Source organism: Micromonospora sp. NPDC049049 (assembly GCF_040649115.1).
In the GTDB taxonomy this organism is placed as follows: Bacteria; Actinomycetota; Actinomycetes; order Mycobacteriales; family Micromonosporaceae; genus Micromonospora.
This window is the reverse complement of the sequence record NZ_JBEZEX010000042.1, coordinates 21521-47279: the sequence shown is the minus strand read 5'-3', so window position 1 is coordinate 47279 and position 25759 is coordinate 21521. Positions and strand designations below refer to the sequence as shown.

Genomic DNA, 25759 nt, shown 5'->3' with positions numbered 1-25759 from the left:
CGCAGACGGTGCAGGTGTCGGCCTACCCGGACGCCTACGCCCAGTGGGAGCAGCAGGCCACCGACCTGGTCGGCCAGCACTGGAACAGCTGACCCGCACCACCACAGAACAGCACCAGGAAATCGGCCGCTGGCCGGCACCCGCAACCCGGGGTGCCGGCCAGCGGCATGTGCGTGTCCGTCCGGTAGGCGCACGGCGGTGGCCGCACAGTCGCGCCGTCGGAATCGGTTGGCGCCGTCTGCTCGGTGGCTCTCAGCAGATCTTGGACACTTTCCGTTAGGCGAGAACGGAAAGTGTCCAAGATCTGCGGGGATGCATCACCACGCTCACCCGCAGCGGTCAGAAGAGGACGGTGGCCAGGGTGCCGATCGGCTGGAAGCCACAGCGCTCGTAGACGCGGCGGGCCGGGAGGTTGAAGTCGTTCACGTACAGGCTGACGGTGGGGGCGACCCGCAGCAGCGCGTCACGGACCACGGCTGCCATGGCGGCGGTGGCGATCCCCCGGCCTCGCCACTCCGGTGCCACCCAGACGCCCTGGATCTGCGCCGTCCGTTTCGTGACCACTGCCAACTCGGCCTTGAACACGACCTTGCCGTCCACGACGCGGGCGTACGCGCGACCGGTCCGGACCAGGTCGTTGACCCGTCGGCGGTAGCTGCGTCCGCCGTCCTCGGCCAGCGGGGAGACACCAACCTCTTCGGTGTACATGGCTACCGCCGCCGGGAAGAGCCGGTCGACCTCGCCGGAGCGAACCTGGCGTACCTCCGGATCGGCCGGTACGGGTGGCAGCGTGTCGGTGACCAGCAGTGGCTGATTTGGGCGAACGTCTCGCGCTGGCCCCCACGTGTCGGAGAGGCGGTCCCACAGCCCGAGGACGGCATCGGCCCGGCCGACGATGGAGGAGCAGAGCCGCTCCTCGCCCGCGAGCAGGTCGGCGAAGGCAGCCACCGCGGCGTCGCTGGCCAGCACCGGCGTGAGGTTGCCGCCGAGCCAGCAGAGTGATTCGAGGTTGCGGCGGGCTCCGTACCCCAGGATTCTGCCCTCGGCCCGCCACCACGAGAGTCCGCGCGCGGCGATGCGCTCGGCGACCTGCGCGCCCGCGAACGGGTCATGGTCGAGCAGTCGCTCGACCGCGCGGCGCTCCGATTCCCCCAGTTGGCGTACCGGCACCGTCAGCACGGCTATCAGCCTGCCAGATCAGCCCCCCGCTTCGCCGGTCGAGTGACAAGGCCGGCACCGGTTACCCGAGGCCGGGTCCGCCCGGCCCACCGGACGACCGGGGGCACCAGGGCTCCGAGCAGGAGAAACAGGGCACCGAGTACGAGCCAGCCGGGTACGCCCCAGCCGAGGGCCAGGGTGGTCACCACTACCGGTGCGAGCATCTTGCCCAGTTCGTAGCCCATGCCGTACGCCCCCTGGTACTGCCCCTGGGCGTCCGCCGGCGCCAGCCCGAAGGAGATCCCCCAGCCGGCGGCGGAGTGCCACAGTTCCCCGGTGACGTGCGCGAGCGCCCCGAGGCCGAGCAGGCCCACCGCCCCGGCGGTGGGCAGCGCGCCGCTGGCGGCGAAGAGTACGCAGGCCAGGGCGATGGCCACGCCCGCTCGACGAGCGGCGCGGGCGGCTCCGGGCACTGTGGCGGCGGTGCCCGCGGCGCGTACCTGAAGGAGCACCACCACCACGGTGTTGACCAGTGTCAACGCGGAGATCATCCAGGCCGGGGCCCGGGTGTGGCCGGCGATCCACAGCGGCAGGGCGATGGTGAGCAGGCTGAAGTGCATCGACATCAGCCCGTCGACCAGGGTGAAGGCGAGGAACGGGCGGTCCCGCAGGGCGACCAGCCGAGGGCCGTGCGTCGGGGCGGCGACCGGGGCGACGGCGGGTAGTTGAAGGAAGACCACCGCTGCCGCCAGGGATGTCGCCGCCGAGGCCAGGATCAGCGCGACGTACCCGGTCCGGGTGTCGGCGGCGATGGCGAAGCCGCCGAGGACGGCGCCGACGGAGATCCCGACGTTGGTGGTGGCTCGCAGGTAGGCGCGGGTGCGGACCCGCTGGTCGGCCGGGATCGCTCCGGCGATCAACGCGCCGCGGGCACCTCGCTCGACCGCGTCGGCAAGCGCGGTGGCGGCTCCCACCAGCACGAACGTGGGGAACGACCGGACGGCGACCAGGCCGACGGTCAGGGTGCCGGCGACGAACAGCGCGCCGACCTGCACGCCGCGTGGGCCGACGCGGTCGGCCAGGTAGCCGCTCGGGGCGCTGGCCAACACACCGACCAGGGCCGAGATGGTCAGCCCGATGCCGACCTGTGTGGCCGACAGGCCGACCGACCGGGTGAGGAAGAGCGCGCTGGCGACGAGCCAGAGGCCCCGCCCCACGGTCTTGACCAGAGTGCCGAGGGTGAGGACCCGGGCCGGACCCGGCGGGGGAAGCAGGCGCATGACCGGCACCCTAACAAGACGTACGTACGGTTTGCTAGACGGGGGTTGTCTACGATGCATTGCCGATATATCGTTGATGCATCAGCGATAGTCCTAGGGAAGGAAGAGCCCAATGAGGTTCCACCGACAGCACCACCCGATGCACGAGGCCCGGATGCGGGGGTTCGGCTTCCCGCCGGTCCCGCCCGGTCCGCACGGTCATGGCCACGAGCACGGACACGGCGGCCCCTGGGGCGGCCGGGGCCGTGGTCGGGGTCGGGGCCGACGACCCAACGTCCGAGCCTCCGTGTTGGCCCTGCTCACCGAGCGGCCAATGCACGGCTACGAGATGATCCAGGAGATCGACTCCCGCACCGGCGGTGCGTGGCGGCCAAGCCCCGGCTCGATCTACCCCACCCTCCAGCTCCTGGAGGACGAGGGCGTGATCGTCGCCAGCACCGAGGAGTCCGGTGGTGGGCGGAAGCGGTTCACCGTCACCGAGGCCGGTCAGGCAGAGGCGACCGAAGCCGCCCAGACCCCGCCGTGGGCGGACGTCGCCCAGGGCACGGTGAGCAGCTGGCACGACATCCGCGACTCCGGCACACAGGCGATGAACGCTCTGCGCCAGGTGATGATGAACGGCACCGACGACCAGCGTGAGCGGGCCGCCCAGGTGCTCGACGAGACCCGGCGCAAGCTGTACGCGATCCTCGCCGAATCCGAGTGACGCCAGGCCGCACCACAGCGCCAGGCCACACCACAGCGCACAAGCGCACGATCAGCACAAACGCACAGCGGCCGTTCCCCGCACGGGGAACGGCCGCTGTTTCCACATGGAAAATCAGTGCACGGTGACGGTCGGGCCGGTGACCAGCCCTCGCAGCTCCTCGGGAAGCTCGGCGCCCATCTCGTCGGCGATCCGCAGCGCCTCTTCGATGAGGGTCTCGACGATCTGGGCCTCGGGCACCGTCTTGACGACCTGCCCCTTGACGAAGATCTGGCCCTTGCCGTTGCCGGAGGCGACGCCGAGGTCGGCTTCCCGGGCCTCACCCGGACCGTTGACCACGCAGCCCATGACGGCGACCCGCAGCGGCACCGGCAGCCCTTCCAGGCCGGCGGTGACCTCCTCGGCGAGCTTGTAGACGTCCACCTGGGCCCGCCCGCAGGACGGGCACGAGACGATCTCCAGGCCCCGCTCGCGCAGACCGAGGGACTCCAGGATCTGGTTGCCGACCTTGATCTCCTCCACCGGCGGGGCGGACAGCGACACCCGGATCGTGTCGCCGATCCCCTCGGCCAGCAGCGCTCCGAAGGCGACCGCCGACTTGATGGTGCCCTGGAACGCCGGCCCGGCCTCGGTGACGCCGAGGTGCAGCGGGTAGTCGCACTGCTCGGCGAGCTGCCGGTACGCCCGGATCATCACGACCGGGTCGTTGTGCTTGACCGAGATCTTGATGTCCCGGAAACCGTGCTCCTCGAACAGCGAGCACTCCCACAGCGCCGACTCGACGAGCGCCTCGGCGGTCGCCTTGCCGTACTTGCTCAGCAGCCGCTTGTCCAGCGAGCCGGCGTTGACGCCGATCCGGATCGGCACCCCCGCCGCCCCCGCGGCACGGGCGATCTCCTTGACCTTGTCGTCGAACTGCCGGATGTTGCCGGGGTTGACCCGGACAGCCGCGCAGCCGGCGTCGATCGCCGCGAAGACGTACTTGGGCTGGAAGTGGATGTCGGCGATCACCGGGATCTGCGACTTCTTGGCGATCGCCGGCAGCGCCTCGACGTCGTCCTGGGACGGCACGGCCACCCTGACGATCTGGCAGCCGGACGCGGTCAGCTCGGCGATCTGCTGGAGGGTCGCGTTGATGTCGGAGGTGAGGGTCGTGGTCATCGACTGCACGGACACCGGCGCACCGCCGCCGACCGGAACCGAACCGACCATGATCTGGCGGCTGGCCCGACGGGGAGCGAGCGGCGGGGGCGGCACGGCGGGCATACCGAGACTGATAGCTGTCACTTCAGGCACTCACCTTGAGAAGAGCGTGATGGGGTTGACGACGTCCGCGGCGATGGTCAGCAGCGTGAACGCGCCACCGATCAGGATCACCGCGTACGTGAAGGGCATCAGTTTGAGGTAGTCCACCCGGCCGGGGTCGGTCCGGCCGATCTTCGCGTACACCCAGGATCGGGCCCGTTCGAACCAGGCGATGGCGATGTGGCCGCCGTCCACCGGGAGCAGCGGCAGCAGGTTGAACACGCCGATGAAGAAGTTCAGCGACACGAAGAGCATGAAGAAGACCAGCCAGGCGTTGTTCTCGACCGCCTCGCCGCCGAGTCGGCTGGCGCCGACCACGCTGATCGGGGTGTCGATGTCGCGCTCGCCGCCGGTGAGGGCGGTCCACAGGGCGGGGACCTTCTGCGGGAGGCGCTGGAGCGCCTGGGCGGTGCCGACGGCCAGGTCGCCGGTGAAGTCGGCGGTGGCGCCGAAGGCCCCGACCGGGCTGTACGTCACGCGGGTGGGCGTGCTGGGGACGAGCCCGACGCCGAGGGCGGCCACCGGGGCGGCGGCACCGGTCGGGTTGTCCAGCGGCGGACGCTGGGTCTGCGCGAGCACGGTGCTGGTGGTGGCCGGCTGCCCGTCGCGGACGTACGCGATCTGCGCGGTGTCGCCCGGCTTGAGCCCGCGCAGCGTGGTGAGCAGGTCGCCGTAGGAGTTGACCGGGGTGCCGTTGATCGAGGTGATCCGGTCGCCGTTCTTCAACTGCGCCTGGGCGGCGGGGCTGGCCGCGTCGGCCGAGGTGCAGGCGCGCACCGCGTTCTCCGGGACCACGCACTGGCTGAGCTGGATGACGGCGGGCTCCTGGCGGGCCTGCGCGTCGGTGGTCGGGAAGTCGGGGTTGGGCAGGCCGGCGGAGACGGCCAGGATCCAGATGGTGACCAGGGCGAGCGCGAAGTGGGTGATCGACCCGGCGGCCATCACGATGGTCCGCTTCCAGACCGGGTAGCGCCACATCACCCGGGACTCGTCGCCCGGCTCGACGTCGTCGTCCTGCGGCGTCATCCCGACGATCTTGCAGAAGCCGCCGAGGGGGATGCCCTTGAGGCCGTACTCCGTCTCACCTCGCCGGAACGACCAGATGGTGGGCCCGAAACCGACGAAATACTTGGTGACCTTCATCCCGAACGCCTTGGCGGTCAGCAGGTGACCCGCCTCGTGCAGGCTCACCGAGATGAGAATGGCCAGGGCGAAGAGGACCACCCCGAGCAGGTACGACATCAAGCTCCTTCCACCGAACCCGCGATGATCTCCTGCGCATGCGCGCGCGCCCACGACTCGGCCGCGAGCACGTCCTCGACGGTACCTGGTTCGTCGAAGTCCGGAGCCTCCTCCAACACCCGTTCGAGGGTGTCGACGATGCCGAGGAACGGCAGCCGGCCCGCCACGAACGCGGCCACGCACTCCTCGTTCGCCGCGTTGTAGATCGCCGGCCGGCAGCGCCCGGCCTCCCCGGCGGCCTTGGCCAGGGCGACGGCCGGGAAAGCGTCGTCGTCGAGCGGCGCGAACTCCCAGGTGTGCGCGGCCGTCCAGTCGACGGCGGTGGCCGCCTCGGGGACCCGGTCGGGCCAGCCCATGCCCAGGGCGATCGGCAGCCGCATGTCCGGTGGGCTCGCCTGGGCGATCGTCGACCCGTCGACGAACTCGACCATCGAGTGGATCACCGACTGCGGGTGCACCATCACGGTGATGTCGGCGTAGGGCACGTCGAACAGCTCGTGCGCCTCGATCACCTCAAGGGCCTTGTTGACCATGGTGGCCGAGTTGATCGTGACGACCGGCCCCATGTTCCAGGTCGGGTGCGCGAGGGCCTGCTCGGGTGTGACCTGCGTCAACTCGTCACGCCGCCGACCCCGGAACGGGCCGCCGCTGGCCGTGACGATCAGCCGCCGCACCTCACCCCGCGTCCCGGAGCGCAGGCACTGGGCCAGCGCCGAGTGCTCCGAGTCGACCGGCACGATCTGCCCCGGCCGCGTCACCGCGGCCTTGACCAGCGGGCCGCCGGCCACGAGCGACTCCTTGTTGGCAAGCGCGAGGGTACGACCACCGCGCAGCGCGGCCAGCGTAGGAGCGAGGCCCAGCGAGCCGACCACCCCGTTGAGCACGATGTCGCACTGCCACTGGGCCAGCTCGGTCATGGCGTCCGGCCCGGCCACGATCTTGGGAAGCTTGAAATCACCGGTGGCCCACCCACGCCGGCTCGCCTCCGCGTAGAACGCGAGTTGCAGATCCTGCGCGGCGGACGCCTTCGCCACCCCGACCGCCTCGACGCCCAGTTCGAGGGCCTGCGTGGCGAGCAGCTCGACGTTGCCGCCGCCGGCACCCACGGCGACCACCCGGAACCGGTCCGGGTTGCGCCGGACGATGTCGATGGCCTGGGTGCCGATCGAGCCGGTGGACCCGAGCAGAACAAGGTCGCGGGGGGTAGTCACCCGGCCATTCTTCCCCACCGCCGCTGCACGCCCGCTGGGAGCCTCAGCCCTACCCCTCCGCCAGCTCCTCCTCGTCCAGCAGCTCGGCCGGATCGATGGAGAACTCGAACGGCTCCCGCATCGCGAAGGTGCTCCCCGCCGCAGCGGCGGCCAATGGCCGGTACTCCCCGTCGGACAGCTCGAACAGGGCAATGGTCGGCACCCGGTTACGCAGGTCCACCCGGAGAAAGAACGGCACCCCGACGGCGGCGTACTCGCGGGGTCGGTCGATCACGTCCTTACGCCGGTTACCCGGCGAGACGATTTCCCCCAACAACACCGCCTCGGCGATGGGGACCGTCGTGCGGCCACCACCTGATTTCCGCAGCACAGCGATGTCCGGGATGAAGAGGTCATCCCCGGAGATGACGTTGATCTCCGGATATACCCAGAATCCGGCCTTCCGCGCAGCACGGTGCAGCACGTAGGGCAATTCCCGCTCGACCGACTGATGATCGATTCCCGCGTGTGGTGTCACGATCACGCTTCCGCTCAGGACCTCAACCTTGGGGCCGTTGGTCTCCGGCAACAGGTCGAGGGCGAGCTGCGCAGTCCAGGGTTCGTCGTGCCACCGCAGCACGTCGAACGACGGCTCGGCATGCTGCGGCGCCGGCTCCGGCGCGAACGCTGCCTGGGCCATCCGGGCTCACCCCCTCAGCGGGACATTTTGCTCAGGTCAGCCTAGCCACCGCAGCCCCAGAAGCGCGTCATCGCACACAGGGTCCGTCAGCCCGAAATGACTGCACCGCAGCGAGGCGCGTGCAGATCTTGGACAGTTTCCGTCATGGACGAACGGAAAGTGTCCAAGATCTGCGGGCCGGCGCCCGACCCGTCGTGGTCCGCTGTCGCACGACGGCCAGCCAGACCGCTGCGCCGACGCAGAGGACGGCCAGCAGGGACAGCAGCACCAGTGCCGGGTTGACCCAGGCGGGCACCAGGTCGTAGGTGGCGTTGCATCGGTCGTGGAGCGGGAACCATCGCGACGACTCACGCCAGTGCGCGGCGCGGTAGGCACTGTCGTAGGTGACGCCGGCCTGTCGGCAGGACTCCTCCGAGCTCATGGAGGAACCCGAGAACGCGCCGACGAACCAGGTGACAGCGGTGGCGACGACCGAGAGCCCGGCCGTCGCGGCGAACCAGCCCGGAGTCTTCCAGCGGCCGGTGAGCAGGGGTCGGCCCCACAACCAGAGCACGAGCAGAGCGGGTACGGCGAGGCAGAGCCCGGTCGTCACGACACCCATCCTGATTCGTCAGCCTCCCGCCAGCGAGCCGGCCTTGATCATCGCACGGGCCGGCTCACCGCCGAGAACATGACGAAGCGATCGACCCGGCTTCATGGAAGTCGGGGCATCCGCAGTCCGCGGACACCCCGACTTCACTGAAACCGTGTTGATCAAGCGGCGACCTAGCCGCCGGTGATGACGAACTGCGAGCCCGGCTGGATGACGATGTTGCCGTCGGCCGAGTTGGTGATTGTCACGTTCGTCAGGTTGGCGTTGCCACGCGCGCCGCTCATCGCGAGGATGCCGGCACCGTTGTTGGACTTGTCGATCCGTACGTTGGTGATGGCGACGTTCGGGATGTTGCCGCCACCGTTCTTGAACTGGATGCCGTCGAACGTCGAGTCGATGATGTCGGTGTCCCGGATGGTGACTCCGACGATGTCCCTGGTGGCCGGGAAGATCGTGATGGCACCGAACTCCTGGTCCTCGTTCCAGAACGCGCCGCCGGTGCGGTAGAGCCCGTTGTTGGCGATCAGCGTCGTGCCGGAGAACGGCAGCGGGTCGTGGTCGGTCGCCAGCATGATGCCCGGGTAGTTGGCGGTGTCGTAGATCAGGTTGTTCTGGATCGAGTTGTCGTAGCCGCCGTAGATGGCGATGCCGTTCGCCCGCCAGGGCAGCTGGATGGTGTTGTTGACGAAGTGGTTGTCGTGGGCGATGTCGACGGTGCGGTCCTTGACGTACGGGTTGGCCCAGACGGCGAGCGCGTCGTCGCCCGTGGTGCGGAACGACGAGTTGAACACCCGCGAGTTGCGCGTGCCGTTGCTGAAGTTGATGCCGTCGGCGTACGTGTTGCGGATCCGCATGCCGCTGAAGTCCAGCCCGTCGGCCGGCCCCCACAGGTCGGGGATGTTGTCGTAGTCGCGACCCACCCAGACGCCCACGTTGGCGTGCTCGATCCAGACGTTGCTGATCTTCGTGCCGGCGCCGAAGCGACCGTTCAGGCCGACGCCACCCTCGGCGTTGCCGTCACCGCCGCGGATCCGGCCCGAGCCGAAGATGGCGATGTCGGAGATCTGGGTGTTCTTGTCGATGTCGAAGCCGAAGTTGCCCTCGTGCGGGTGGTTGATGCCGCCCACCACGTTCTGCGGCTCGGTCAGCGTGTAGAGCTGCGAGTGCCACATGCCGGCGCCCCGGATCGTGACGTTGCTGATGCCGACCTGGTTGTGCATGCCCCGGTTCAGCGGGTCGTCGGTCAGGATCTTCTGTTCCTGCCGCCACTGCCCGGCCGGGATCCAGACGCAGCTGATGACACCGTTCTGGTCGTCGGTCACCGCCCGCTGAATGGCTGCGGTGTCGTCAATTCCGTCGTTCGGAACCGCGCCGTACGAGGTGATCGAGGTGCAGCCCGCCGGCTGGCTCGCCGGCCCCGCCACCTGCTCAAGGTCGATCATGTCGATGACGTAGAAGGAGGCGGTGTCACCCGAGTCGCGCTGCAACTTGAACCGGGTGCCGGCCGGGTACGACTGCGCCAGCAGCGCGTTCGACTCGTCGAAGAGCCGCCGGGCGTCGGCCTGCGGGGTGTTGGTCAGCGCCTCCGGCCCGTCGGTGTTGCCGTAGAGCCAGCTGTGCTTCGACGACAGCGTCAACTTCCGGGAGAAGACGTCGTTGACGTAGAGGCTGATGGTCGCCTCGATGCCGCCGCCACCGGGCGCGTCCGGGATGGAGTTGCGCACCACGATGGAGTTGGCCTGGTTGGCAGAGGTGAACTCGACGAACTGGCCGGTGCTGGTGAGCCGTACCGACTTGCGCCCCGATGACTCGCTGGCGAAGTTGGTGTGCCCGAACGTCCGCAGGGCGTCGGTCTCCAGCAGCGTGCCCTGGTAACGACCGGCCTCCGCCTCGTAGGAGACGTACGGGACGGCTGCCCCGCGCCCGACCACTATCGACTGGCTGAACGCGTTGTTGGTCTCGTTGGTCTCGGCGACCACGTTCGTGGCGTCGGCGGTGGCGGTGAGGGTGGCGCCGCCGCTGGTGGCGGTCCAGGTGCCGCTGACGGCCACGGTGACCGTCGCGCCGGCGGCGATCGAGGCGGTGTTGGTGTTGAGCGTGGTGCTGCCCGCCACCAGTCGGGTGACGGTGGTCGCGCCGGTCGCGGTGGTGCCCCGGTTGCGAACCGTCACGGTGAAGGTGACGGACGCCCCGACGGCCGGGTTCGGCGGGTTCGAGGCGATGCTGAGCACCTGAAGGTCCGGGCCCGGTGCCTGCGCCACCACCAGCGGCGACGCCGCCGTGAAGCTGTTGTTGCCGTTGTTCTGCTCGACGATCGTGTTCGCCGGGTCGACCACCGCCGAGACGGCGTAGCTGCCCATCGGCCGGGTACCGGCGTTGAACGACACAGTGGTCGAGGCGCCCGCGGCGAGCGCGCCCACCGAGGCGCTGCCGACGACCGCGCCGGCCAGGCTGAAGTTCACTGTCGTCGCACCGGCGGACGCCGAGCCGATGTTCTGCACCACGGCCGAGAGAGTGACCGGGGAGACCTCGCTGGGCGACGAGGGCGACCAGGTCACCGAGCTGACGACCAGGTCCGGGTTGGGCGCCGGGGTGCCGCACACCTCAAGCTCGGCGACCTGGCCGGACGGGGCACCGGTGTTGCCGGTGAACCGCAACTGCACGTCCGCTGTGGTCGCGCTGACCGGGATGGTCACCACGTTGCTGCCCTGGGCGAACTGGTAGGCCGCCGCCGACACCAGGCTGGTGTACGAGGACGAGGCCTGGTCGCGGCCGAGGACCTGGATGGTCTGGGTACGGGTGCCCCAGGACGAATCCGGGTTGAGCTTCACGGTGACACCGGAGATGGAGTGGTTCGCGCCGAGCGCCACTGTCAGGTTCTGCGGGTAGCTCGCCGCGCCCTCCCAGTAGGTGGAGAGCTGCCCGTCGTTCGCCTTGTCCGGGGTGAAGCTGAAGGTGGAGCCGCTCGCCGTCATGCTCTTGCCCTGCGCCACGTTGGTGCAGGCCGGCGGGTTGCTGCCGGTCCGGGTGACGGTGTTGCTGTTGCCGGAGAGGTTGCCGGCTCCGTCGCGGGCCCGAACGTAGTAGGAGATTGTCGCCGTCGCCGGCTGGGTGTCCTGATAGGTGAGGACGGTGCCCAACGTGGCGATCAGGCTGCCGCCCCGGTAGACGTTGTAGCCGGCGAGCCCGCTGCCACCGGAGTCGGTGGAGGCCCCCCAGGTGAGCGTGATCGTGCTGCCCGACGTGCTCTGCGACAGCGTCCCCGGGACGCTCGGCGCGGTGGTGTCACCACTGCCGGTACGGGTCACCGTGTTGCTGTTGCCGGACAGGTTGCCGGCCGCGTCGCGGGCTCGGACGAAGTACGAGACTGTCGCCGTGGCCGGCTGGGTGTCGTTGAAGGTGGTCACGTTGCCGACGGACTGGAGGAACGCGCCGTTGCGGTAGACGTCGTAGCCGGCGATGCCGCTGCCGCCCGCGTTGTCGGTCGACGCGACCCAGTTGAGGCTGATGGTGGTGCCCGACTGGGTGTACGAGAGGTTGCCGGGAACGCTCGGCGCTGTGGTGTCCGGGGTGGTGCCGCCGCTGCCGTACACCTCCAGCTCGGAGAGCTGCCCGGCCGGCCAGCCGCTGTTGGCGGTGATGGTGATCCGGACGTAGCGGGTGGAGGTCGAGCTGAAGTTGATCGTGGCGGTGCTGCCGCTCGCCGGGTCGAAGGTGTATGTCTGCGACCCGACCAGATCGGTGAAGGACGAACCGTTGGTGCTGCCCCGGACGCTCAGCGTTTGCGTCCGGGTCCCCCAACCGGAGGTCGGCAGCTTCAGAACTACCTGGTTGACGCTCTGCGACGAGCCGAGGTCGACCTGCACCCACTGGGGGAACGCGTTGTTGACGCTCTCCCAGTAGCTGCCCGCGTTGCCGTCGACGACCTTCGACGAGTCGTAGACGTCGGCGTGGCCGCTCTCCTGGGTGGGACGGCCCTGGGCGAGGTTGGTGGCCGCCGGGGCGAAAGCGCTCGGTGCTGCTGCGGCCGCCTCGGTGGGGCGGGCGGCGGCGGCCGGGTTCGCGAGGGCGGTCGCCCCGGCCGTCGCGATCAGCGCGGCGGCGGCCGTGGCCGCCACCATCCTGAACAGGTTCGTTCGTCTCATCACTGTCCTTGTCGTCGGGGGACGGTTGCCGCGGTGGCTGGACCACGGGGGTGGGGGGTGCGGCGGTGCAGCGCCGGCCGACGCGAGAGGGCCGGTGTCGAGAGAGACGGGGGGTGCGGGCGGCGCGGGGGCGCCGACCGCCGTGGAAACACCAGAGGGGTACGACCATCAACGGGCCTCCCCAGGAGGCCCGTTGAATCTTCCGAGCACATGCACAGAACCGTGCATGCGTTTGTCGAAATCTTGCATTACTTTGGCCCAAAGGTTACTGACGTGCTACGGGAGCGTCAACACTTCGACCACCGTGACTATTGACGGACTTGTCTGCCCTGGACGTCGACCCATGGCCCGACCGGCAGACAATTTCGGGGAAGGTGCTGCCTCCCGACGACTGGAGGCAGCACCTTCCCCGAAGTTGCGCGGATCTTGCGTCAGGCCGTGCGGGAACGATCAGGCATCTGGTGCGGTCAGCACGAACGTCTCCAGCAGCTCCCCGCCGTACCAGTCGGTGCGCTGACCGACATGGGTCATGCCCAGCCTCCGAGCGACAGCCATCGATGGCTCGTTGCCCGGCGCCACGACCGCGTAGATCTCCCGGGTGCCGGCGGCGAACTCCCGGTCGACCGCCGCGCGGGCCGCCTCGGTGGCGAAGCCGTGGCCCCACGCGTCCGGGTGCAGATGCCAACCCACCTCGATGTCGTCGCTCCGGCGCGACTCGTCGCGCCCCGGCAACGGCTTGAGCAGCACCGTGCCCACCACCTGGCCCGTCTCGCGTACCTCGATCGCCCAGGTGCCGTACCGGCCGCCGTCGGCGGCGTGCCGCTCCTGCCAGATCCGCAGCCGCTCGACGGCCTGCGCCGGGTCGGTCAGCGGCAGGCCCGGCGCGACTCCCAACCAACGGCTGATCTCCGGGCGGGAGTAGATGTCGTAGATCCGGGCCAGATCGGCCGGATCGGCGGTCCAATCGCGCAAGATCAGGCGTTCGGTGGTGAGAACAGTCATGACCGGCGATCTTAAGGAGTGACAGCCGCGACGACAGGGAAGGAGGACCCGATGGGCAACGGATGGCAGCGCACGAAACGGATCACCAGTGCGGCGTTCCGTCCGGTGCGCGGACGGGACCTGTCGCTGCACGCCGCCGCGATCACCTTCTACGGGGCTATCGCCGTGGTGCCGGTCGCCCTGCTGGCGATCTGGCTCACCGCGCTGGTGGCCGGGGCCGACCGGGTACGCCGGCTCACCTCGTACGCCGTGGAGGCCCTGCCCACCGCGATCGGCGCGCCCCGGGCGGTGGAGGCGCTGGTCGACGCCGGGGTGGGGTTGACTCCGCTGCTGGCGCTGGCCTCCCTGCTGCCCGCCTCGCTGTACGGCGAGGGCCTGCGTCGGGCGTTCGTCTCGGTGGCCGCGCCCCGCTCCGACGAGCACCTGGTCGGCTGGCGGGGCCGACTCCTGCTGCTGCCACTGCTCGCGCCGGCCCCCGCGCTGCTGCTGTCGATCCTGCTGGCGCTCCCGCTCACCACCCGCCTCGTACGCCAGGGCGGTTGGCTCGGCGTGCTCGGCGTGGTGCTGTCGTTCCTGGCGGTCTGGCTGGTGCTGACGCCGGTGCTGGTGTGGGTGTTCCGGGTCGTCGGGCCGGCCTCACCGGACTGGCTCTCCACCCTCGGGGTCGGGTCGTTCACCGCGGCGAACCTCTCCGGATTCCTGCACGGCTTCGTGCTCTTCGCCTCGCTCCCGCTGGACCTGGGAGTGCCCTTCGGCGGCTTCGACGACATCGGCGCCGGCGTGGCCGTCCTCCTCTGGCTCTACCTGTTCCACGTGATCGTCCTGGCCGGCTACTCCGCCACCCTGGCCCTCTCAAACTGGCGCACCACCCGCCGGACCCCCACCCCCACCCCCACCCACTCCCCCGGCCCGCCGCCCCGTTGATCATGAAGTTATTGCCACGACACGCCGCGCCGAGTGGCAATAACTTCATGATCAACCAAGGAGGTCACCGCAGCGGGGGCCGGTCGTCAGGGGGTTGATAGGGCTTCGGTGGGGGTTTGGCGGGCGGCCCGGATTGACGGGTAGACGCCGGCCACCACGCCTACCAGGAGGGCGGCGGTCACTCCGCCGAGCACAGCGGGCAGTGGGATGGTGGGCGGCCAGCCCTGGTAGCTGGCGTAGCCGACCGTGGCGAGCACCCCCAGGGCGGCCCCGGCGGCACCGCCGAGCACGCTGAGCAGCACCGACTCGGTGAGGAACTGCACCCGGATCTGGCCGCGGTTCGCGCCGAGCGCCCGGCGCAGGCCGATCTCCCGACGGCGTTCCAGCACCGAGATGACCATCGTGTTGGCCACGCCGATGCCGCCGACCAGCAGGGCCACCGCCGCCAGCCCGAGGAACAGCGCGGAGAAGCTGTCCTCGGTGGCCCGTTTAGCGGCGAGCGCGTCGGAGGGGCGGCTGACCTGGACCAGCCCGGGCAACTGCGGGTTGAGGGTGGCCGGCAGCACGGCACGGACGTCCTCCAACGCGTCCTCCCTGGCCCGCAGGTAGACGACGGTGGGGTGACCGTCGAAGCCGAGCATGGCCCTGGCGGCGTCCCACCCGACCAGCACCGAACGGTCGAGATCCGGGGAGAGCGGCAACGGGTCCAGGATGCCGATCACCGTGAACCAGCGCTCGCCGATGAACACCTGGGGCGGTTGCCGGGGGTCCACAGTGGCGAAGCCGAGCCGGCTCGCCGCGACGTAGCCGAGGACGGCGGTCGGAAGCCGGGCCGACGCGTCGTCGAGGGGCCGGCCGCTGCGGACCCGGCCGTTGACGGTCCCCAACAGGTCCGGCCGGGACGCGAGCACGGTGAGCCCGGACGTGTCGTACCGGTCCAGCAGGTCGTTGCGGCGCACGGCGGTGTGGGTGTTCGCGACCGCGCTCGCCGCGTGGACCGGCCCGATCCGCGACGCCATGGCGGCGGCGTCCTCGGGCAGGAGGACGGGCGGGTTCTGATCGGGCACGGGTTCGGCCCGCAGCAGGTTGGTGCCGAGGGCGGAGAGCTGCTCCATCAGGTCGCGCTGGCTGGACGCGGGGATCCCCACCACGACGACCAGCGTGGCGATGCCGATGGAGATGCCCAGGGCGGAGAGGACCGCCCGCATCCGGCGGGTGGTCAGGCCGAGCAGACCGAGCCGGAGTACGTCGGTCGGGGCGAGCCGGGTCGACCGGGTGCCACCCGGGGACGCGCTCACGCCCCGCTCCCGGTGACGGTGTCGGCGACGATCCGGCCGTCGCGGATCTCCACCTGGCGAGGCGTACGGGCGGCGAGATCGCGGTCGTGGGTGATCACGGCGATGGTGGTGCCCTCCGCGTTGAGGTCGGTGAGCAGGGCAAGAACCGCCTCCCCGTTCGCCGTGTCGAGGGCGCCGGTCGGCTCGTCGGCCAGCACCAGCGCCGGCTCGTTGACGAGCGCCCGGGCTATCGCCACCCGCTGCCGCTCCCCGCCGGAGAGCTGCTGCGGCAGGTGGTTCACCCGGTGCGCCAGGCCGACCCGGGCCAACGCCTCGATCGCGGTGCGGCGACGGCGACGACGGGGCACCCCGGCGTAGAGCAGGCCGGTGGCGACGTTCTCGGCGGCATCCAACCCGTCGGTGAGGTGGAACTGCTGGAAGACGAAACCGAGCCAGCGGCCCCGCAGCGCGGAGAGCCGACGGTCGGACAGCGCGGTGACCTCCTGCCCGGCGACGCGTACCCGACCGCTGGTCGGCAGGTCGAGGGTGCCCATGATGTTCAGCAGCGTGGACTTGCCGGACCCGGACGGCCCGACGATGGCGAGCATCTCGCCAGCACGCACGGTCAGTGAGACGTCATCCAGTGCGGTCACCCCGCCGGGGTACGTCCTGCTGACTCCCTCGACGTTCAGCACCGCTTCGGCGATCACGATGCCGTCACCACGTCGAGGCCCTCGGTCACACCGGTGCCGCTGACCTCGACCAGGCCCCGGGCGAACATCCCGGTCTCCACTGCCACCAGCGCACCGTCGGGCAGTTGCAGCGCATGCCCACCCTCGCGGAGCGCCACCAGCGCGCCGACCGGCACCGCGAGTACGCCCTTGTGGACGGCGGTGGTGAAGCGGACCTGGACCGTGGCCGCGTCCAGCTTGGCCACGTCCGCCGCCCGGGTCGGTGCGACGAGGACGTCCACGGTGGGCGGGCTCCCCTGCCCGGTGCCGCCGTCCGACCCGCCGCCGCGCACCGTCTGCGAGATCGAGGCGACCTTTGCCGGGATCTCGGAGCTGTCCGGCAGGGCGACGACCACGGCGGCGCCCACCGTGATGGCGCCGACGTCGGTGGCCCCGACCGGCACAGTGACCAGCTTGACCTTCTCGGTGACGGCCAGCAGCTCACCGGCGACCGGGTCACCGGGCAGCGCCTTCACCGCGCTGATTCGGGCCGGCCCGGTCAGCACCGCGACCTGCCCGACCCCGATCGTCCCGGTCGGGTCCAGGCCGAGGGCCTGCTGCCACTTCTTGATCGCGCCGACGAGGCTCGTGGTGAGCAGGGCCTGACCCGAGCCGATCTTCGTGCCGTCGGTGGCCCGGAACGGCTGCGAGCCGGTGTGGTAGCCCAGCGCCTTCAGGTTGTCCGACACGATCCGTACGTCGCTGCCCACCAGGCCCGGCTTGTCGAGCGTGCGAAAGAGCGGCGTCCCGCCGAACAGCACCGGCACCGGTCTGTCGTTGACCCAGTAGAGCGGCTTACCCCGGGCCACCGTGTCGCCCACCTTCGGCAGCCGGGTGACAACGCCCTCCCCGGCACCCTTCACCAACCGCTCCGGGCCGAAGCCGAGCGTGCCGTTGAGCGAGCGGCTGTCCGACAGGTCGGCCCGGGTCACTGTCGTCGTGGTGACCGGCGGCGGTGCGCTCGCGACATCACCGCCGGGGTGGCGCCGCAGAGCCAGCGCACCGACGCCGGCACCGACGGCGACCACCAGGGTCACCGCCGCCACCACGATCGCGGTACGCCGGGTCGTCCGCCGGCCAGGATCGTCGGTCGGGTTACTTCTTGGCACCGAAGATCTCCATCGTGCATTCCCTCTCGACCTTGTCCATCGCGGGACCCTCAAGTCCGTTGGTCGGGTCGGCGACGCCGTCGTCGTAGGTCCAGCCGGAGCCGTCCGGCAGTGAGTGGATCTTCAGCCCGCGCCCGCGCAGGCACTGGACGTAGTCGTTCCACTGACTCACGTAGTTCGGGTTCTTCTCCGGGTCCAGCTCCGGCGGCTGGAGCGGCAGCTTGTTCGCGCACGCCACGTACGCCGCCTTCGGCTCCCCGCTCTGGTCCAGCGACAGGCCCGTGCCGTCCCCCACCGGGCCGGGTTGTGACCGGCCGTCGTTCAGCTTCACGCCGTTGTCGTGCAGGCAGATGTTGTACGTCCCCCAGAGCCGCTCCTCCTCCTCGTCGGTCATGTCCAGGCGTAGCTGCGGCCGACCGTTGGTGGCACCACCGGCCGCGGTGGCGCTCGCCGGGGCGGACGGGGTGACGAGCGACGCGACGTCGCCGCTGGCGGTGTCCTTCTGGGCGCTGGACGCACCGCCGCCGCAGCCGGTGAGGGCGACGGCGAGCACGACGACCGCGGCGAACCCGGCCGCGACCCGATGGGTTGAGTTGGTCATGGCGTGCAGCTTCACGCCCGGGTGTCAGAGACCTGTAAGGAAGCGGTCGTCATCCGATAGCCCCAGCTCAGCGGCCCTGCTGGAACCGGTCCGGGCCACGTACAGTCGCTGCCGTGTGTGCGTACGTGCTGGTAGCCGAGGACGACCAGAAGCAGGCGGAGTTGGCGCGCCGGTATCTGGAACGCGAGGGGCACGAGGTGACTGTGATGGCCGACGGGCGGGCCGCCCTGGAGCAGATCCGTCAACGGCCCCCGGCGCTGCTCGTCCTCGACGTGATGATGCCGAAGGTCGACGGCCTGGACGTGTGTCGCATCCTGCGCCGGGAGTCCGACCTGCCGGTGCTCATGCTGACCGCGAGGTCGACCGAGGACGACCTGCTGCTCGGCCTCGACCTGGGCGCCGACGACTACATGACGAAGCCGTACAGCCCCCGCGAACTGGTCGCCCGGACCCGCAGCCTGCTGCGGCGGGGCCAACGGACGCCGGCGGACCCGGTGCTGCGGGTCGGCGCCGTGCACGTCGACCCCGTGCGCCACGAGGTACGCAGCGACGGACGCCTCGTCGACTGCACACCCGGTGAGTTCCAGCTGCTCCAGGCGATGGCCGCCCAGCCCTCGCGGGCGTTCACCCGGGATCAGCTCCTGGGCTACCTGCACGGGTTCGACAGGTACATCACCAACCGGACCGTCGACGTGCACGTGATGAACCTCCGCCGGAAGATCGAGCCGAACCCGCGCAAGCCGGCCCGGTTGGTGACCGTGTACGGCATCGGATACAAGCTCGTCGAAGAGCCACCCCGTGTCGGGTGAGGTCCCGCTGCGCCGCAGCCTGCTGCTCCGACTGCTGGCGCTGGCCGTCCTCATCGCCATCGGCTCGATCGCGGCGACCGCGTGGCTGGCCGTCCGCACCACCACCGGAGCGATCCGGCAGGAGCAGGGGCAGGCGCTCGCCGACGACGCCCGCATCTATGACACGGTGCTCGCGTACGCGGCGACCCACCCGACCTGGGACGGAGTCGACGCGGCCCTTCGGCCTCTCGCCCAGGACGTCGGCCGGCGGATCGCCCTGACCACCGAGACCGGTGCCCTGATCGCGGACTCGGCCCCCGGCGCGGGCCCCTTGCCGACGACGTCGTCCGCGACCGTCGACGCGCTCGCCGTAGACACCGCCCTGACACCCGGCACCACACTGGCGGGCGGCGGTGACGGCGGCACCACCCTGCCGAGGGGCAGCGGTGACGGCGGCACCGGCCGCATCGACCCGCGCACCACCGGGCCGTACCTGCTCCCGCCCGAGGAGCGCGCCGCGCTGCGCGACAAGGCGGCCCGGGCGGCCCAGTGTCTGCGGCTGCGGGCGCAGATCGACGCCACCGTCGTGGACGGACCCACCGGCCGCCCTCGCCTCGACACCCCCGGCACCGACCTCGCCGACAGTGCCGCCTGCGCTCAGTTGAGGGAAGAACTCGCGACCCGTACGGCCACCGAGGGTAAGGCGCTCGCCCAGCTCAACGCCCTGGTGAACACCTGCCTGGCGCGGCGGCGCCTGCCCGCCGTGCAGGTGGACCTGAACTGGACCTGGACGAGGCAGCCGGCGGCCAGCGCACCCGACTCCCGCAGCGCGGTCGGCGTCGACCAGGAGCACAACCGGGCGGTCAGCGCCTGCGTCGGCACCAGTCGACGCGAACAACTCCTCCCGTACGTCGCCCCGGCCGCGACCCTCTTCGTCACCGACCCGGGCGGTCGCCCCTCGACCACCTTCGACCTCTCCCCCGCCAACCAGACCCGCATCGTCGCGGTCGCCGGACTCGTCCTGCTGGTGACGATCGGCTTCACCGTCCTCGCCGGCATCCGGCTGACGCGTCCGCTGCACGCGCTGACCGGGGCCGCCCAACGGATGCGCGACGGCGACGGCGCCGCCCGGGTCCGGGTGACCGGCCGCGACGAGATCGCCCGGCTGGCCGAGGCCTTCAACGACATGGCCGAACGGCGGGAACGGCTGGAGCAGCTACGCCGGGCCATGGTCAGCGACATCGCCCACGAGATGCGGACGCCGGTGAGCAACATCCGGGGTTGGCTCGAAGCGGTCGAGGACGGCGTCGCGGCCCCCGACCGCCGGCTGCTCTCCTCACTGCTGGAGGAGGCGACACTGCTCCAACATGTGATCACCGACCTGCAGGACCTGGCCGAGGCCGACGCGGGCGCGTTGCGGCTGCACCGTGAACAGGTCTACCTCAGCGACCTGCTCGCCCAGGTGGCGGAGGCGCACCGGGCCCAGGCCGACCGGGTCGGCGTCACCATCACGGTACGCACCGAGGCCGACCCGCAGGTGGACGCCGACCCGGTCCGACTCCGCCAGGCAGTCGGCAACCTGGTGGCCAACGCGGTACGGCACACCCCGTCGGGCGGGCACGTGACGATCAGCGCCAGCGCGACCGACGCCGAGGTCATCATCTCGGTGACCGACACCGGCAGCGGTATCAGCGCCGAGGACCTGCCCCGGGTCTTCGACCGCTTCTGGCGGGCCGAGAAGTCCCGGAGCCGGCAGACCGGAGGCAGCGGCCTGGGTCTCGCCATCGTGCGCAAGCTCACCGAGGCCCACGGCGGCACAGTGCGCGCCACCAGCACCCCCACCCAAGGCTCCACCTTCACCCTCCACCTCCCCCACTCGGCCGGCCTGGTTGATCATGAAGTTGTTGCCACTCGGCGCGGCGTGTCGCGGCAATAACTTCATGATCAACGGGACGGCGGGGTGGGGGTAGGCAAGAGGGTGGAAGGGGTGACCTGGGGTGGTGGGGCGGACTAGGCTGCCGCGGCATGAGCAGTGAGATTCCGGCCCGCGCCGACGTCGTGATCATCGGTGCCGGGCACAACGGTCTGGTCTCCGCTGTCCTGCTGGCCCGGGCCGGCCTGGACGTCCTCGTGCTGGAGGCAGCCGACGTGATCGGCGGCGCGACCCGCACCGAGAACCCGTTCCCGAAGGTGCCGGGGCTGCGCCACTCCACGGGGTCGTACCTGCTCGGGCTGATGCCCCCGGAGCTGCTCGCCACGCTCGACGTACGGATCCCGGTGCTGCGCCGGGACCCGCACTACTTCCTCCCCACCCCGGGCGGCCTCGGCTCGCCGTACCTGCTCTTCGGCAGTGACACCGCCGCCACCCGGGCGCAGCTCGCCGAGTTCTTCTCCCCCGCCGACGTGGCCGCCGACGACGCCATGCAGGCCGAGCTGGCCGCGCTGCGGGAAGACCTCGCCCCGGCCTGGCTGGCCGAGCCGATGAGCGTCCAGGAGACCGCCGAGCGGCACGTCCGTCCGGCGCTGCGCCAGGTCTTCGTCGACCTCGTGCAGGGCTCGGTCGCCGACTACCTGGCCCGGTTCGAGTTCCGCTCGGAGTTACTGGTCAGCATGTACGCGGTCACCGACGGCCTGTCCGGGCTCAACGCCGGCCCGGACGACCCCGGCACCGGCCACAACTTCCTCGTGCACAACATGTGCCGACTGCCCGGCTCCGGCGGCACCTGGATGATCGCCGAGGGTGGGATGGGCACCGTCTCCAGGACCTTCGCCGAGGCCGCGCGCGCCGCCGGAGCGACAATCCTGACCGGTACGCCGGTCCGCGCGGTGACCATGGACGGCGGCGCCGCGAGCGGAGTGGTGCTGGCCGACGGTCGGGAGGTCGCCGCCCGGGTGGTGCTCGGCGCGTGTGACCCGTACCGGCTGATGGACCTGTTGCCCGACGGCGCGCTCCCGGCGCGGCTCGGCGAACGGATGGCGGCGGTCCGTCGGCCCGGCACCACCCTCAAGCTCAACCTGGCGCTCACCGGGCTGCCGCGGTTCTCCTGCCTGCCGGACGGCACGCCCAGCCCGTTCGGCTCGACCATCCACCTGCTGCCAGGGTCGGCGTCGCTGGTCGGCGGGGCGGAGGCCTCACCGATGACCGCGCTGCGCGCCATGTGGGCGGACGTGCAGGCCGGGCTGCTGCCGGCGGAGCCCACCATCGAGTGGTACCTGCACACCACTGTCGACCCGTCGCTCTCCGACGCCGCCGGGCACCACTCGTCGGCGCTCTTCGTCCAGTCCGTCCCCTACGAGTTGGCCGGCACCACCTGGGACGCGGAGCTGCCCGGCTACGTCGACCGGCTGCTCGGGATCGTCGAGCGGTACGCCCCCGGCACCGCCGAGCTGATCGCCGACGCGGTGCCGCTGCCGCCGCCCGGCATCGAGGAGCACTTCGGCATCACCGGCGGGCACATCCACCACGTCGACAACACCGTCTCGTTCACCGACCGGATGCCCTACGCCACCGGCGTCGACGGTGTGTACGCCGGCAGCGCCGGCTGCCACCCGGCCGGCAGCGTCATCGGCGCGGCCGGCCACAACGCCGCCCGCCGCATCCTCACCGACCTCGGCCGCTGACCGCGTCCCACCCCGCCAGGCAGTTGATCATGAAGTTATTGCCGCGACACGCCGCAGCAGCTGGCAATAACTTCATGATCAACGGGGGTGGGCGGTGGGAGCGCCGGTGGGGCGGGGGTCAGATCACTGCTTCGCCGGCCGGGGCGGGGGTTTCCGCGTCCACCCGGTGGGCTCGCACCTTGTGCCCGACGCTGGTCAGGCAGCGGCCGCTGGGCAGGTCGAAGCGCCAGCCGTGCAACTGGCAGGTGAGCTGGTCACCGTCGACGATGCCGAAGCGAGTCAGGTCCGCCTTCAGGTGCGGGCACCGCCGCTGCACCACCCAGTCGCCCAACGTGATGTCCTCGGCGTCGGTGCTGCGCTCGTGCTCGTCGTACCAGCCCTCGGCGTACTGGAGCCGCTCCTCGGAGAGGCACTTGAAGAACGCGTAGACGAACTCGTTGTACTGGCCGATCCGGGCCGCCGAGAACCGGCAGGACAGGAAGAGCGAGTTGACCCAGTCCACCTCGTCGATGAAGAGCAGGTGCTCGATCAGCGAGCGCTCGGTCCGGAACCGGTAGCGCACCTTCTCGTCCGCGTACGGCCGGACCTCCTTGCCGGGGAAGTCCACCACGATCGACTCGACACTCTCGCCGTCGTACCCCACCAGGTCGAAACGGACCGGGCCACCGACCCCCTTGGCCAGGTAGATCGACTCGTCGAGCAGCGGTTCGATCCGACGCTTCATCTCGCCGAGCACGTCCACCTCGGGGTGCCGCCAGGACGCCTTCTCCGCCTCGATGATCGGGCGCTTGCGCTCCCGCATCTCCTCCAGGTGCGCGACCTTGTTCGCGAAGAACTCCTGCACCGGCACGGGGTGGGTGGTGCTCGCGCCCTCGGTGGTGACCTCGGCGACGCTGCCCGGCAGCAGCACGATCCCGTTGGTGCCGCCGACCTTTGCGTACTCCGACAGGAAGACGGACTGGTCGGGGAAGATGTTGCCCTCGTCGCCGTGGATGTCGTTGAACTGCCACAGGGCGTCGTCCAGGAAGCACGGCGGGCCGGCGATCGGGAAGACGTGGTCGGCCTTCAGGTCGTCGATGTAGCGCCAGGTCCGGTCGAACTGCCGGTCACGCTTCTGCTTACCGAACGCGGTCTTCGCCGCCTGCGGAAGTTCGTAGACCATCGGGTACCAGATCGCACCGGAGAACTGGAGCAGGTGCGCGTGCACGTGCCCCAGCTCGGCGAAGACGCTCAGGTCGGTGGGGCGGGCGTCGTTCTGGTTGAGCAGCCGCACCCCGTCGTACTCGACCCAGAGCGAGGAGTCGCCGATCGGCCCGTCGGTCGGGCTGGTCAACGCCTGAATCATGATCTTCAGGCCGCCGGGCAGCTCCACCACCTGCTCGTTGGGCGCCTTCAGGAACTTGGTGAAGCCCAGCGCCCGGAACTCGTCCTCCATCTCCGAGGTGGGGAACTCGGGGAGCAGGACCGTGGCGTCCTTCGAGATGAAGTCGCGCAGGTGCTTCGCGTCGAAGTGGTCCCGATGCAGGTGGGAGACGTACAGGTAGTCGACCTGACCCAGACTCTCCCAGTCCAGCAGTGAATTGTCGGGGAACGGAAACCACGACGCGAAGTAGGCCGGGTTGACCCACGGGTCGCACAGGATGCTGCCCGCAGCCGTGTCGATCCGCATGCTGGCGTGCCCGGTTCCGGTCACTCGCACCGCACAGTCCCCCTCAAACAGACAATCAGGTGTACGCCAAACGCTACCGGAGCGAGTCTGACCGCCGCCCCGCGACGCCGGTAGTGCCATCCAGCCCGGGTGGGGCAGGGCCGATGGCCAGGAAACCCCCACCCCACCGCACCGCGTACGAGGCGTGCCAGACTAACCAAAGATCCGATCGCGAGGGAAGGACCGACAGTGGCAGGAAGCGAGCCGGTAACGTCGCCAGACCAGCACAAGCCCGGGCACCGCAAGGCCGGGCAGATCGGCGCCGTGCTGTCCGCACTGGCGCTGCTGGCGATGATCTGCGGCAACCACGAGGGCAGGGTCGAGGACATCTGGCTGATCGGCCTGGCCGCGCTGCTGCTGATCATCGTGATCGGCGACATCGTGTTGCGGCGCAGCGGTCTGCGCTCCTGACCCGACCCACCGCCGGACGACCGGCCGACGTACGCCGAGGGCCCGCCCCCACCTGGGGGACGGGCCCTCGTCCGTATCGCGTAGGGGGTCAGCGCCCGAAGAGAATGTCCTGCACGTCCTTCAGTGCGGCGTCGACCTCGGCCTCGAAGTAGCCACCCGGCACCAGGCCGAACCGGAGCGTGTCCAGGTCCTTCGGGTCGACCGGCATCGGGTTGCGGCGCTGCATGCCACCGAGCAGGGTGTCGAAGAACCGGTCCACCTGGTCGGGGTCGTACCCGCTGCCGAACCGGCGCACCTGGAAGCTGCGACGGATCTGGTCGACCCGGTACAGGTCGCTGCCGGGCGGACCGGCCATCGGAGGACCACCCATCGGCGGACCGGCCACCGCAGGAGGACCAGCCATCGACGGCGGACCGGCCATCGGCGGGCCACCCATGCCCGGCTGCGGCAGCGGAGGCGGACCGGCCGGACCACGGCGCATGTCGCGCAGATCCCGCTCCGGCATCCGGATCTCGGCCGTCATGTCGGCGCGACCGTGCCGCCCTGCCTCGAAGCCGTCGAAGCGCGGCTCCTCCGGCGGCGGCGGATAACCGCCGGGCGCGCGCTGGTCGTCCTGGCCGTACCCGCCGCGCTGATCATCCGGGCCGTAGCCACCGGGTGAGCGCTGGTCGTCCGGGGGGCCGTACCCGCTGGGACCGGCGGGCAGGCCGCGCTGCGGCATGCCGTGGCCACCCATCGGGCCGGGGCCCATCTGGCCACCGGGACCCATCGGCGGGCCGGCCGGGCCACGTGGCGCGTCGTAACCACCGCCGCGGGGGGCGTCGTACCCACCGGCGAAGGCACCGGTCGGCTCGTCGTAGCGACCGTAGGGCGGGCCGGGCTGCGCGGGCATCGGCCGGGGCGGCATCGGCTGCGGGACCATGCCGCGGTCATCACGCATCGGCGGACCCAGCCGGTCCGGTGGGCCCATCCGGTCACCCATCCGGGGGTCGCCGCCGCGTCCGGCGCTGTTGCGCTCCTCCAGCTCGGCCAGCTGCCGCTCGACCCGGTCCAGGTGCAGGTCGACCTGCCACTCGTCGTAGCCGTTGAAGCGGACCCGGAAGACGACGTCATGAACCTCCTGGGAGGCCACCGGGGCACCGACCTGTCGGCCGTCGAGCGTCGCCTCGACCCGGTCGAGGAAGGCATCCACCTCGTCGACCTTGTATCCCCGGCGGAGCGCCTTGCGCCGGAAACGCTGACCCTGACTCGCCACTATGTCTCCTGGTC

General features: G+C 70.7%; 21 protein-coding genes. 6 read left to right on the top strand and 15 right to left on the bottom strand.

Annotated features, from left to right (window positions below; translation table 11 throughout):
• Nucleotides 1-339 precede the first annotated feature (339 nt).
• Together AB0B68_RS29260 and AB0B68_RS29255 are read right to left on the bottom strand one after the other, a co-directional pair.
• Entirely contained in the window at nt 340-1179 is an 840-nt protein-coding gene (locus AB0B68_RS29260; RefSeq protein WP_238662330.1) for a DUF4081 domain-containing GNAT family N-acetyltransferase, read from the bottom strand.
• A gap of 5 nt (nt 1180-1184) precedes the next feature.
• Entirely contained in the window at nt 1185-2438 is a 1254-nt protein-coding gene (locus tag AB0B68_RS29255; RefSeq protein ID WP_357264121.1) for an MFS transporter, read from the bottom strand.
• A gap of 112 nt (nt 2439-2550) precedes the next feature.
• Here AB0B68_RS29255 and AB0B68_RS29250 point away from each other — a divergent pair, with 112 nt between their 5' ends.
• On the top strand, nt 2551-3144 hold the full coding sequence (locus tag AB0B68_RS29250) for a PadR family transcriptional regulator (protein ID WP_357200254.1): 594 nt from the start codon (nt 2551-2553) through the stop codon (nt 3142-3144).
• A 114-nt stretch (nt 3145-3258) separates the two neighbouring features.
• On the opposite strand, the gene ispG is transcribed toward AB0B68_RS29250, so the two are convergent.
• The 7 genes from ispG to AB0B68_RS29215 form a co-directional block, all read right to left on the bottom strand.
• Nucleotides 3259-4431, bottom strand: coding sequence for a flavodoxin-dependent (E)-4-hydroxy-3-methylbut-2-enyl-diphosphate synthase (ispG, locus tag AB0B68_RS29245; protein ID WP_112588507.1), 1173 nt, complete (start codon nt 4429-4431; stop codon nt 3259-3261).
• A gap of 9 nt (nt 4432-4440) precedes the next feature.
• A complete protein-coding gene (locus AB0B68_RS29240) occupies nt 4441-5691 on the bottom strand; it encodes a site-2 protease family protein (RefSeq protein ID WP_357264118.1) in 1251 nt (416 codons plus the stop codon).
• Nucleotides 5691-6902 (bottom strand): 1-deoxy-D-xylulose-5-phosphate reductoisomerase, encoded by a 1212-nt coding sequence (gene dxr / locus AB0B68_RS29235; protein ID WP_357200247.1) that lies wholly within the window; start codon nt 6900-6902, stop codon nt 5691-5693. Before dxr ends, AB0B68_RS29240 begins: the two co-directional genes overlap by 1 nt.
• 49 nt (nt 6903-6951) lie before the next feature.
• Entirely contained in the window at nt 6952-7581 is a 630-nt protein-coding gene (locus AB0B68_RS29230; protein WP_357264115.1) for a Uma2 family endonuclease, read from the bottom strand.
• Nucleotides 7582-7723: 142 nt separating this feature from the next.
• On the bottom strand, nt 7724-8173 hold the full coding sequence (locus AB0B68_RS29225; protein ID WP_357264112.1) for a hypothetical protein: 450 nt from the start codon (nt 8171-8173) through the stop codon (nt 7724-7726).
• 173 nt (nt 8174-8346) lie between these two features.
• Nucleotides 8347-12318, bottom strand: coding sequence for a CARDB domain-containing protein (locus AB0B68_RS29220; RefSeq protein ID WP_357200238.1), 3972 nt, complete (start codon nt 12316-12318; stop codon nt 8347-8349).
• A 450-nt stretch (nt 12319-12768) separates the two neighbouring features.
• Complete coding sequence (locus AB0B68_RS29215; RefSeq protein ID WP_355005213.1) at nt 12769-13320, bottom strand: GNAT family N-acetyltransferase; 552 nt, start codon at nt 13318-13320, stop codon at nt 12769-12771.
• Between the two features lie 51 nt (nt 13321-13371).
• Here AB0B68_RS29215 and AB0B68_RS29210 point away from each other — a divergent pair, with 51 nt between their 5' ends.
• Nucleotides 13372-14244 (top strand): YhjD/YihY/BrkB family envelope integrity protein, encoded by an 873-nt coding sequence (locus tag AB0B68_RS29210; RefSeq protein WP_357200233.1) that lies wholly within the window; start codon nt 13372-13374, stop codon nt 14242-14244.
• An 86-nt stretch (nt 14245-14330) separates the two neighbouring features.
• Here the strand turns inward: AB0B68_RS29210 and AB0B68_RS29205 are convergent, their stop codons facing one another.
• Genes AB0B68_RS29205 through AB0B68_RS29190 form a run of 4 tightly spaced genes read right to left on the bottom strand, consistent with a single transcriptional unit; the run spans nt 14331 to nt 17962 of the window.
• Entirely contained in the window at nt 14331-15542 is a 1212-nt protein-coding gene (locus tag AB0B68_RS29205) for an ABC transporter permease (RefSeq protein WP_357200229.1), read from the bottom strand.
• Nucleotides 15539-16228, bottom strand: coding sequence for an ABC transporter ATP-binding protein (locus AB0B68_RS29200; RefSeq protein ID WP_357200260.1), 690 nt, complete (start codon nt 16226-16228; stop codon nt 15539-15541). Before AB0B68_RS29200 ends, AB0B68_RS29205 begins: the two co-directional genes overlap by 4 nt.
• Complete coding sequence (locus AB0B68_RS29195) at nt 16228-17361, bottom strand: efflux RND transporter periplasmic adaptor subunit (protein WP_357200226.1); 1134 nt, start codon at nt 17359-17361, stop codon at nt 16228-16230. The genes AB0B68_RS29200 and AB0B68_RS29195 overlap by 1 nt, the downstream gene beginning before the upstream one ends.
• Entirely contained in the window at nt 17348-17962 is a 615-nt protein-coding gene (locus tag AB0B68_RS29190; protein ID WP_357200223.1) for a hypothetical protein, read from the bottom strand. The genes AB0B68_RS29195 and AB0B68_RS29190 overlap by 14 nt, the downstream gene beginning before the upstream one ends.
• Before the next feature lie 113 nt (nt 17963-18075).
• On the opposite strand from AB0B68_RS29190, the gene AB0B68_RS29185 reads away from it, so the two are divergent.
• The 3 genes from AB0B68_RS29185 (at nt 18076) to AB0B68_RS29175 (ending at nt 22371) form a co-directional block, all read left to right on the top strand.
• Complete coding sequence (locus AB0B68_RS29185; RefSeq protein WP_357264108.1) at nt 18076-18771, top strand: response regulator transcription factor; 696 nt, start codon at nt 18076-18078, stop codon at nt 18769-18771.
• The gene (locus tag AB0B68_RS29180) at nt 18761-20686 is read left to right on the top strand and encodes a HAMP domain-containing sensor histidine kinase (RefSeq protein ID WP_357200218.1); all 1926 of its coding nucleotides are present in this window, start codon (nt 18761-18763) and stop codon (nt 20684-20686) included. The genes AB0B68_RS29185 and AB0B68_RS29180 overlap by 11 nt, the downstream gene beginning before the upstream one ends.
• Nucleotides 20687-20775: 89 nt before the next feature.
• Entirely contained in the window at nt 20776-22371 is a 1596-nt protein-coding gene (locus AB0B68_RS29175; RefSeq protein ID WP_357264105.1) for an NAD(P)/FAD-dependent oxidoreductase, read from the top strand.
• A gap of 118 nt (nt 22372-22489) precedes the next feature.
• On the opposite strand, the gene AB0B68_RS29170 is transcribed toward AB0B68_RS29175, so the two are convergent.
• On the bottom strand, nt 22490-24070 hold the full coding sequence (locus tag AB0B68_RS29170; RefSeq protein ID WP_357200213.1) for a Rieske 2Fe-2S domain-containing protein: 1581 nt from the start codon (nt 24068-24070) through the stop codon (nt 22490-22492).
• A gap of 198 nt (nt 24071-24268) precedes the next feature.
• On the opposite strand from AB0B68_RS29170, the gene AB0B68_RS29165 reads away from it, so the two are divergent.
• Nucleotides 24269-24490, top strand: coding sequence for a DUF2631 domain-containing protein (locus AB0B68_RS29165; RefSeq protein ID WP_036412111.1), 222 nt, complete (start codon nt 24269-24271; stop codon nt 24488-24490).
• 88 nt (nt 24491-24578) lie between these two features.
• Here the strand turns inward: AB0B68_RS29165 and AB0B68_RS29160 are convergent, their stop codons facing one another.
• Nucleotides 24579-25745, bottom strand: coding sequence for a DivIVA domain-containing protein (locus tag AB0B68_RS29160; protein ID WP_357200209.1), 1167 nt, complete (start codon nt 25743-25745; stop codon nt 24579-24581).
• Between the last annotated feature and the right edge of the window lie 14 nt (nt 25746-25759).

Coding starts and splice junctions, on each gene's coding strand:
- AB0B68_RS29255 (WP_357264121.1), bottom strand. CDS start 2,438: ATGCGCCTGCTTCCCCCGCCGGGTCCGGCCCGGGTCCTCACCCTCGGC.
- AB0B68_RS29250 (WP_357200254.1), top strand. CDS start 2,551: ATGAGGTTCCACCGACAGCACCACCCGATGCACGAGGCCCGGATGCGG.
- AB0B68_RS29240 (WP_357264118.1), bottom strand. CDS start 5,691: ATGTCGTACCTGCTCGGGGTGGTCCTCTTCGCCCTGGCCATTCTCATC.
- AB0B68_RS29230 (WP_357264115.1), bottom strand. CDS start 7,581: ATGGCCCAGGCAGCGTTCGCGCCGGAGCCGGCGCCGCAGCATGCCGAG.
- AB0B68_RS29220 (WP_357200238.1), bottom strand. CDS start 12,318: ATGAGACGAACGAACCTGTTCAGGATGGTGGCGGCCACGGCCGCCGCC.
- AB0B68_RS29215 (WP_355005213.1), bottom strand. CDS start 13,320: ATGACTGTTCTCACCACCGAACGCCTGATCTTGCGCGATTGGACCGCC.
- AB0B68_RS29210 (WP_357200233.1), top strand. CDS start 13,372: ATGGGCAACGGATGGCAGCGCACGAAACGGATCACCAGTGCGGCGTTC.
- AB0B68_RS29190 (WP_357200223.1), bottom strand. CDS start 17,962: ATGACCAACTCAACCCATCGGGTCGCGGCCGGGTTCGCCGCGGTCGTC.
- AB0B68_RS29175 (WP_357264105.1), top strand. CDS start 20,776: ATGAGCAGTGAGATTCCGGCCCGCGCCGACGTCGTGATCATCGGTGCC.